Annotated in this window: 9 protein-coding genes, 1 other RNA gene and 1 pseudogene; 6 read left to right on the top strand and 5 right to left on the bottom strand. The window is 56.5% G+C overall.

Annotated elements, in window-relative coordinates; all coding sequences use genetic code 11:
• Positions 1–875, bottom strand: a pseudogene (locus ACEW8J_RS03540) (malate synthase G); the annotation flags it as partial.
• A gap of 447 nt (positions 876–1,322) precedes the next feature.
• Between ACEW8J_RS03540 and ACEW8J_RS03535 the strand changes: the two are divergent.
• The 4 genes from ACEW8J_RS03535 (at position 1,323) to ACEW8J_RS03520 (ending at position 5,128) form a co-directional block, all read left to right on the top strand.
• Positions 1,323–2,531 (top strand): hydrolase, encoded by a 1,209-nt coding sequence (locus tag ACEW8J_RS03535; protein WP_373490254.1) that lies wholly within the window; start codon positions 1,323–1,325, stop codon positions 2,529–2,531.
• On the top strand, positions 2,528–3,538 hold the full coding sequence (locus tag ACEW8J_RS03530) for an arginine N-succinyltransferase (protein WP_373490253.1): 1,011 nt from the start codon (positions 2,528–2,530) through the stop codon (positions 3,536–3,538). Before ACEW8J_RS03535 ends, ACEW8J_RS03530 begins: the two co-directional genes overlap by 4 nt.
• Positions 3,535–4,797, top strand: coding sequence for an N-succinylarginine dihydrolase (locus ACEW8J_RS03525; RefSeq protein WP_373490252.1), 1,263 nt, complete (start codon positions 3,535–3,537; stop codon positions 4,795–4,797). The genes ACEW8J_RS03530 and ACEW8J_RS03525 overlap by 4 nt, the downstream gene beginning before the upstream one ends.
• 100 nt (positions 4,798–4,897) lie before the next feature.
• Positions 4,898–5,128 carry a hypothetical protein gene (locus tag ACEW8J_RS03520; RefSeq protein ID WP_373490251.1) on the top strand — a complete coding sequence of 77 codons (231 nt, stop codon included), beginning with the start codon at positions 4,898–4,900 and terminating at the stop codon, positions 5,126–5,128.
• A 95-nt stretch (positions 5,129–5,223) separates the two neighbouring features.
• On the opposite strand, the gene ssrA is transcribed toward ACEW8J_RS03520, so the two are convergent.
• The 4 genes from ssrA to mscL form a co-directional block, all read right to left on the bottom strand.
• Positions 5,224–5,614: a transfer-messenger RNA gene (ssrA, locus tag ACEW8J_RS03515) on the bottom strand.
• Positions 5,615–5,683: 69 nt separating this feature from the next.
• Positions 5,684–5,950: a hypothetical protein gene (locus ACEW8J_RS03510; protein ID WP_373490250.1), complete on the bottom strand. Its 267-nt coding sequence runs from the start codon at positions 5,948–5,950 to the stop codon at positions 5,684–5,686.
• A gap of 183 nt (positions 5,951–6,133) precedes the next feature.
• Positions 6,134–6,370 carry a hypothetical protein gene (locus tag ACEW8J_RS03505; RefSeq protein WP_373490249.1) on the bottom strand — a complete coding sequence of 79 codons (237 nt, stop codon included), beginning with the start codon at positions 6,368–6,370 and terminating at the stop codon, positions 6,134–6,136.
• Positions 6,371–6,641: 271 nt separating this feature from the next.
• Positions 6,642–7,073 carry a large conductance mechanosensitive channel protein MscL gene (mscL, locus tag ACEW8J_RS03500; RefSeq protein WP_373490248.1) on the bottom strand — a complete coding sequence of 144 codons (432 nt, stop codon included), beginning with the start codon at positions 7,071–7,073 and terminating at the stop codon, positions 6,642–6,644.
• 143 nt (positions 7,074–7,216) lie between these two features.
• On the opposite strand from mscL, the gene ACEW8J_RS03495 reads away from it, so the two are divergent.
• Both ACEW8J_RS03495 and ACEW8J_RS03490 read left to right on the top strand, forming a co-directional pair.
• The gene (locus ACEW8J_RS03495) at positions 7,217–7,807 is read left to right on the top strand and encodes a LemA family protein (protein ID WP_373490247.1); all 591 of its coding nucleotides are present in this window, start codon (positions 7,217–7,219) and stop codon (positions 7,805–7,807) included.
• 29 nt (positions 7,808–7,836) lie between these two features.
• Positions 7,837–8,051: YgcG family protein (locus tag ACEW8J_RS03490; RefSeq protein WP_373490246.1), on the top strand; the 215-nt coding region annotated here is incomplete at its 3' end.

Here is an 8,051-nt window from a genome sequence, read left to right as displayed (position 1 = left end):
ACGGTCTTGCCGCCCTTTGCAAAGGATGCGTTGAGATCGCCGCGCATCAGGCCCAGCCAGTTGCCATAGGCCATCACCTTGTCCTCGGCATCCACCGCAGCGACCGAATCTTCCATATCGATGATCGTGGTCAGCGCGGATTCCAGCACGACGTCGGCAATATGCGCCGGATCGTCCCTGCCGATCGGGTGCCCGGCATCAAATATCACGTCGATATGCAGGCCGTTGTGCCGAAACAGGCGGCCCTTTTCGCTCTTCCCTATATATTGGGCCGGGTTTTTGAGCGCGATATCGCTTTCCTGCACGTCGACAAGGTCGGTCCAGCTACCATTTTCGAGGGGGACAGCGTCATCCAGAAAGGCCTTTGCCGCCCTGATCACATGCGCACCGCGCTCCGGATCATAACCGCCCGGCTTCGCTGGCGGCGCCTCCAGCGCATCGGTGCCGTAAAAGGCATCATAAAGGCTGCCCCAGCGCGCATTGGCGGCGTTCAGGACGAAGCGGTCGTTGAGCGACGGCACCACCAGTTGCGGTCCGGCCATGGTCGCGATTTCCGGGTCGACATTTTCGGTGGTGATTTCAAATTTACCGGGTTCTGCAACCAGATAGCCGATCTCTTTGAGAAAGCGCTGATATTCTGTTTTGTCGATAGCTTGCCCCTTGTGGCCGACATGCCAGGCATCAATCCGTGCCTGCAGCTCTTCCCGCCTTGCCAGCAGTTGCGCGTTGCGAGGAGCAAATCTGCCGAGCAGATCAGCCAGATCCTGCCAGAATTTTTCCTCGGCGACACCGGTCCCCGGCAGGGCGTTTGCGTTGACAAAATCAAACAGCTCCCGCGCGATCTGGATATCGTTCTGGCTGACATATTCCGACATAATTTTTCCTCGTTCAAATATATGGGTCCGGGGCTTACAGAGTGCGCTGCAAGTTTTCCAAATTTTCCGGGGAGGAATCGCTGCCGTCTATGGCGGCTCTTTTTCGCGCTGTAAATGGGAGGACCACAAAGGAAATCCCCGGACAGGAACTTGACAAACTTTACAAGGTTATGGAAATTTTTCCTTCCAATGCCGGATTTTCTCTTAAGCTATTGAAAAACCTGATATGCTTCGCTTCATTCCTGTCGACCGGTTTATTTCCTGACAAAAGGCGATTTCAACATTTTGCTTGCTCCGGTTCATGTCCAATTCTCCTGTCAAAAAGTGCGCCCTGCACTGGCAGGGTGACGAATATCGCAATAATATAGAACCACGCCGCTGTAGGACAGCCTTTTTCCGGCAATACAGCGGGTGACAGGCGATGATTACAAATGCTATCGGATTTAGATGACAGCAGATTCCTTCCCCGAACAAGCGACACTGGAGCAGGCCATCGACCTGCCGCTGTTATCGCGCACGACGGCATGGGCAGAGGTCAACAGCGGTACCACTAATCTGGACGGTCTGGAAACGGTCGCGGAAATGCTGGCAGATGCCTTTGCCGTCCTGCCGGGGCAAACCCGGCTGATCGAACCGGCACCGGTCGAAGCCGTGCGCCCGGACGGCACGGTCGATCAGGTTCTGCGCGGCCAGCATCTGGTGACGACCGTTCGACCCGAAGCACCGGTCCGGATCTTGCTGACCGGCCATATGGATACCGTATTTCCCCCCGACCATGCGTTTCAGCAGATAACCGAACTCGAAAGCGGCGTGCTCAATGGTCCGGGTCTTGCCGACATGAAAGGCGGCCTGTCGGTCATGCTCGGCGCGTTGCAATTGCTCGAGCAGAGCGACCTCGCCAGCCGGATCGGCTATGACGTGATGATCAACAGCGACGAGGAAGTCGGTTCCGGATCATCCGCGCAACTGATCGAACGTCTGGCCAGAGGCACGGCTGCTGCCCTGACGTACGAACCAGCCCTGCCGGACGGCACCCTGGCCGGCGAGCGGGGGGGCAGCGGCAATTTTTCGATCATTTTCACCGGCAAGAGCGCCCACGCCGGCCGCAATCCCGATGAAGGGCGCAATGCGCTGGTTGCCGCTGCGGATATGGCAATGCGGCTGAAAGCGCTACACCGGGCGGGGCTCAGCGTCAATCCAGCCAAGATTGACGGCGGCGGCCCGAACAATTCGGTCCCCGACCATGCCATCTTGCGAGTCAATTTCCGGCCGCAATCTCTTGCCGATCAGGCGCAGGCGCAAGATGCGCTCGACCAGCTGGTTACAGATATTGCCCAGGATCATGATCTGGATGTGCATTGTCACGGCAGCTTCGGTCGGCCGCCCAAGCCGATTGATCCGCAGGCGCAGAAGCTTTTTGGCCTGGTGAAGCAATGCGGCGCGGAACTGGGACTGGATATCAACTGGCGCGGCACCGGCGGCGTCTGCGACGGCAATAATATCGCCGCTTGCGGCATTCCCGTGGTCGATACCATGGGCGTAAGAGGAGGAGCGATCCACAGCTCTGACGAATATCTGATAGTGGAAAGTCTCGTCGAGCGGACAAAATTGTCGGCGCTGACGATCATGCGGATCGCCGCAAAGGGAGGTTTATGAGTTTCCGGATACGCGCAGCGCGGGTCGATGATCTGCAGCATCTGTACGAAATGGCAAAGCTGACCGGCGGCGGTTTTACCAACCTTCCCGCTGACCGGGGATCGCTGAGCCAAAAGCTGGAAAGATCGGAACAGGCCTATAAGCGGCAGGCGGAAGCGCATGGCGATGACCTGTTCATCATGGTGCTGGAAAATGTCGAAACCGGCGCAGTACGAGGAACGTCACAATTGTTCACCAAGGTAGGCCAGACCTGGCCTTTCTATTCCTATCGGCTGAGCACCCTGTCGCAAACCAGCAAGGAGCTGGATCGCACGTTCAGCGCCCAGATGCTCGGTCTGGTCACCGATCTGGAAGGCGCAAGCGAAGTTGGCGGCCTATTCCTCCATCCGGGCGAACGCGCCGGCGGGCTCGGCATGCTGCTGGCCCGCAGCCGCTATCTGTTCATCAGGGAACATCGCGCCCGCTTTGGCGACAAGATTTTTGCCGAACTGCGCGGGGTTATCGACGAGGCCGGAGGATCGCCCTTCTGGGACGGGCTTGCCGGTCGTTTCTTCGGGATGAGCTTTCAGGAAGCCGACTATTTCAATGCGATCCACGGCAATCAGTTCATTGCCGACCTGATGCCGAAACACCCGATATATACCGCCATGCTCAGCGACTCCGCCCGCGCTGCGATCGGTGTGCCGCACACCAGCGGGCGTGCGGCGATGCGGATGCTCGAGAATGAAAATTTCTCCTACGAGGGCTATGTCGATATATTTGACGGCGGGCCGACGATGGTGGCAAAAACCAATGATGTCACCAGCATCCGGGAATCCAAAGCGGCGCCGATTACCGCGATCGAAGAAGGCGAAATCAAATCGATCATATCCTCTGGCTCGCTGGATAATTTTCAGGCGACCTATGCGATGGTCTCGGAAAACGCAGAGGGCGTGACGATCGACCGACAGGCTGCTGAGCTGATCGGCCTCGGTGCAGGAGACATTATCCGGTATATTCCACGATGAGCGCGCTGGTCGAAATAAATTTTGATGGCATCATCGGACCGAGCCATAATTATGCCGGTTTGAGCATTGGCAATATTGCCTCGTCGACCAATGCCGGGGCGACCGCCTATCCGCGGGAAGCGGCCCTGCAGGGGATTGCCAAGATGCGTCACAATCTGGCGCTTGGGCTTGTGCAGGGCTTTTTCATGCCGCTGGACCGGCCCAATAGCCGATGGTTGAAAATACTGGGAACGACCGTCGAGAGCGCCGAACCGCATCTTCGGGCGGTCGCCTTTTCGGCGTCTTCGATGTGGGCGGCCAATGCCGCAACCGTGTCTCCGGCACCGGACGCCCCGGACGGCAAATGCCACCTCACCGTCGCCAATCTGCAAACCATGCCGCACCGCAGCCATGAATGGCCCGGAACATTTAGCCAGCTGGAAATGGCGTTCTCGAACCGTGATCATTTTTCGGTTCATGCGCCCGTGCCGTCGCCATTTGGCGATGAAGGCGCCGCCAATCACATGCGGCTTTGCCCCGGCCATGATGCACCCGGGCTCGAAATATTTGTCTTTGGCAAAAGCGGTGGCCCCTTTCCTGCGCGCCAGCATATCGAAGCCAGCAAGGCGGTGGCCCGCAAACATCGCCTCGACCCGGATCGGGTGATATTTGCGCAGCAGGCCGAAATCGCGATCGCCGCCGGGGCCTTTCACAATGATGTGGTGGCGGTGGCCAATGAACGGGTTTTGTTCACCCATGAACAGGCCTTTGAACAGCCTGATGCGCTTTATGACGCGATCCGGAGCACATTGCCCGACGCGGAGATCATCATCGTCCCCGCCGACAAGGTCAGTCTGGCAGACGCGATAAAATCCTATCTTTTCAACGCGCAACTGGTGAGCCTTCCCGATGAGGGCGGCATGGCGCTGATCCTGCCGAGCGAGGCGCGTGAAAATGAGGCGGTCTGGCGCTATCTGACGGATCTGGTGGCGGGCAATGGATCGATTCGCCGGCTCTGCCCGGTCGATGTCCGGCAATCCATGGCCAATGGCGGTGGCCCGGCCTGTCTGCGGTTGCGTGTCGTTGCAGATCCCGGCACTGTCGACCCGCGCTTTCTGGCGACGCCCGAAAAGCTGGATGCCATTGCCCGGGTCGTTGGAGATCATTGGCCGAAATCGATCCATCCCGATCAACTTTCCGATCCGGAGCTGATCGAGAATGTCGCCATGGCCAGGGACAGGCTGCTGGCAGCGTGCGGCTTGTCCGAACTGGATCGCTAGGATCACGATCCGACTGTCGGGTTAACTTACAATTTACCATTTCCCGCAACGAATAATGCCGGTTTTTCAGGCTTGGCACGGGAATTGCTGTTATAGTGGCATGTGGAAAAAAATCAGACGGCTCTTCATCATAAAGACCAAATTCGAGGCGTTTCTGATCACCTATGCCCTCGCCACCGGCGCGGTGGCACGGGGCCAATATTATCTGACATATTATCCTGGCTGGGCTGGGAAATTGCTGTTTCTGGCAGCGACCGGCGCGGTGTTCATGGCTGGCGCGAAAATGATCGAGGCGGTCGAACTCAACCGGATTTACAATTCCGACTATTGAAAATCCTGCCCGCCGAGCAAGGCTGGCGACTGGCGCAACATTCTGAGCGGAATTTCACCGCCAGAACCTGCTGGTCATCTTGGTGGATGGAGAGAAGTGGAAGGCTTCTGTTGCCCGGTGCCTTCCAAACCGCTGAATTCCCTTCTGTTGCCCGGTGGGTTCAACCGCGCGTAGCTTTCTAACTTATGACCGTGAGGTCAATGGGTTAGGCAGCGATAGCGAGTGCTTCATTATCGTTTGCACTTATAGGTTTTGAGCAATCACGGCATACTCAGGCCGGGCAAAAATTGCGCCTTTGAACACCCGTCGATCCTAGTTCGGCCCCATCAACAAAGGCGTGCTGCATCTCTGCAAATCGCCTGAAATGGTGGAGCCGCCGGGTACTGCCCCCGGGTCCGTAGTGTCTATTACACGCCATCATTTATCACCATAGTCCGCCGAAACGGACCCTTCCCATATAGGGATGTAATTCTGAATGAACAGTGCACAGACAAGAAAAAGGGCCAACCGGTTACCCGGTTGACCCTCCTCTAGTTCCCCAAAGGGAAATCCTAATTACTGGGCGAGAGCGCCTTCTTCTGCGTCAGCCTTGTCTTCCAGGACATCAGCCTTGTCTTCCATCGCGTCAGCCTGAGCGTCGAGGCTTTCTTCGCCTGCTTCGGTGCTAGCCGCATCGGCAGCTTCCTGGAGCCGGTCAGCTTCCATTTCCGCTTCCTGAGCTTCCACTTCCGTGGCTGTTTCAGCGCCGCTTGTGTCTTCTTGTGCACAGGCACTCAGCGCCAAAGCAGCGGTCGAAGCGGTCAAAATCATAAATTTACGCATAATAATCCCTCATTCCTTTGAAGGAGCAGAAAAAGGCCCCTCGGAACCAACAACCTGCCGGGCAACCATTGGTTCCCTGCAAAATCAAAAAAAGTTCACGGACCAAAAAATCAAAAAGGGCCAACCAGTTTCCCGGTTGACCCTCCTCTAGTTCCCCAAAAGGGAATTCCAGATAATCGTAGCTTACTCGGTAACAGCTTCTTCAGCAGGTACGGCAGCTGGGTCTGCAGGAGCAGCAGTTGCTTCTTCAGTAGCCATTGCATCTTCGGTAGCCATGGCATCAGTAGCCATAGCATCTTCAGCAGGTGCAACTTCTTCGGTTGCAACTTCTTCAGTTACCGCAGCGTCTTCGGCTGGAGCATTGCAAGCACTCAGAGCGAATACGGCTGCAGATGCAGCCAAAACAGCGAATTTACGCATAATAATCAGTTCCCTATAGTCGTTCAAATCAGCTGAGAATCAATCCAGCTGAGCGGGCCTATAGGATCGAAAATTAGGTCTGTATCACAAAAAATGAGGCCAATGTTTATCCCATTATAATCAAAGAATTATATTTTGAATTTGGGGCATTTTTGCGCGATCATATCCGGCCATTTGACGGCCTCGGAAACAACCACCGTTCGCCGCCCGCACTTGCCGGGGAATACACCGATCACGCTTGACCAAGCATGCCGCCGGCTGGCTCAAATTGTCATTTTTTCAGGAGATCCCGAATTTCGATCAGCAAATCGGTTTCACTCGGCCCCGGGTCTGCCGCTTTTTCTTCCACTTCCTTCTTCTTGATCAGCCTGTTGGCGTAGCGAACGATCAGGAAGATGATGAAAGCGAGAATGACGAAGTTGATCACCACGGTCAGAAACTGCCCCCAGCCGAGCATCGGGACACCGGCTTCCTTCAGCGCGGCATAATCGGTCACGGAGCCGGTATAATCAGCGGGCGGCGAGGCCAGCAGAAGAAACAGGTTGGAGAAATCGGGAGCGCCAATGATCGCACTGACAATCGGCATCAGCACGTCTTCGGTCAGCGACGTGGTGATCGTCGCAAAAGCCGCACCGATGATGACGGCGACGGCAAGATCGAGCACATTGCCCTTCAGGATGAAGGCCTTAAACTCGTTCAGCATATTTTTTCCTTCCCATTTTCATCGTTGAGCAAATGGATGAAAATTCCGCAATTGTCGAGCGATGCCGTTGCAAATAGGGCCATAGATGCCTATTTTCACATTGTGGCGCGGCGTCTCGCCGGGTGAATGGAGGGATTTCAAACATGCTGAGCAAAGTGATAAAATTTCTGGTCGTGCCAGCCGCGGCCCTGGCGCTAAGCGCCTGCGGAATCAACAGCGTGCCGACGGCGGAAGAAAATGCCAAGGCGAAATGGGCGGATGTCGAAAGCACCTATCAGCGTCGTGCCGATCTGATCCCCAATCTGGTGGAAACGGTCAAAGGCTTTGCGGCGCAGGAGCAGGATACGCTGACTGCTGTGGTCGAGGCCCGGGCACGGGCGACGTCTATCCAGGTTAGCGCCGACGATCTCGGCGACGCCGCCAAAGTACAGGAATATGCCGCAGCGCAAGGCGCGCTCTCGCAAGGATTGGGGCGTCTGCTGGCTACAGTAGAGGCATATCCCGATCTCAAATCAAACCAGAATTTCCTCGCGCTGCAAAGCCAGCTGGAAGGGACGGAAAATCGCATCAATGTCGCGCGCCGCGATTATAATGAAGCGGTCCGCCAGTATAATACCACGATCCGGACGTTCCCCGACATTATCGGTGCGAAAATCATCCATGGTGCAGAACCGATGACCCCGTTTGCAGCGACCACCGAAGGCGCGGACGAAGCACCTGAAGTCAGCTTCTAGGCGTGATTGCTCTGCGATCTATCCTGCCGTTGAAGACGGTTCTTGCTGGCCTGGCCATCGCCTTTTTGGCGATAGCGAGCCCGGCTTTTGCCCAGAACTTCCCGGAACTCACCGGCCGCGTTGTCGATCAGGCGGGTCTGCTGGATCCCGTGCAAGAGGCGGAGCTCACGGCAAAGCTTGCTGCGCTCGAAACCCAGTCCAATCGCCAGCTTGTCGTGGCAACGGTCAACAGTCTCGAAGGCTA

Origin of the sequence: Parasphingorhabdus sp. (assembly GCF_041748495.1) — a bacterium.
Classification (GTDB): Bacteria; Pseudomonadota; Alphaproteobacteria; order Sphingomonadales; family Sphingomonadaceae; genus Parasphingorhabdus.
Note: the sequence above shows the minus strand (reverse complement) of the source record. Positions and strands in the feature narration are given on the sequence as shown.

Bases quoted from the DNA above. Each gene is read 5' to 3' on its own strand.
- ACEW8J_RS03535 (WP_373490254.1), top strand. From the start codon at position 1,323: ATGACAGCAGATTCCTTCCCCGAACAAGCGACACTGGAGCAGGCCATC.
- ACEW8J_RS03530 (WP_373490253.1), top strand. From the start codon at position 2,528: ATGAGTTTCCGGATACGCGCAGCGCGGGTCGATGATCTGCAGCATCTG.
- ACEW8J_RS03525 (WP_373490252.1), top strand. From the start codon at position 3,535: ATGAGCGCGCTGGTCGAAATAAATTTTGATGGCATCATCGGACCGAGC.
- ACEW8J_RS03520 (WP_373490251.1), top strand. From the start codon at position 4,898: ATGTGGAAAAAAATCAGACGGCTCTTCATCATAAAGACCAAATTCGAG.
- ACEW8J_RS03510 (WP_373490250.1), bottom strand. From the start codon at position 5,950: ATGCGTAAATTTATGATTTTGACCGCTTCGACCGCTGCTTTGGCGCTG.
- ACEW8J_RS03505 (WP_373490249.1), bottom strand. From the start codon at position 6,370: ATGCGTAAATTCGCTGTTTTGGCTGCATCTGCAGCCGTATTCGCTCTG.
- mscL (WP_373490248.1), bottom strand. From the start codon at position 7,073: ATGCTGAACGAGTTTAAGGCCTTCATCCTGAAGGGCAATGTGCTCGAT.
- ACEW8J_RS03495 (WP_373490247.1), top strand. From the start codon at position 7,217: ATGCTGAGCAAAGTGATAAAATTTCTGGTCGTGCCAGCCGCGGCCCTG.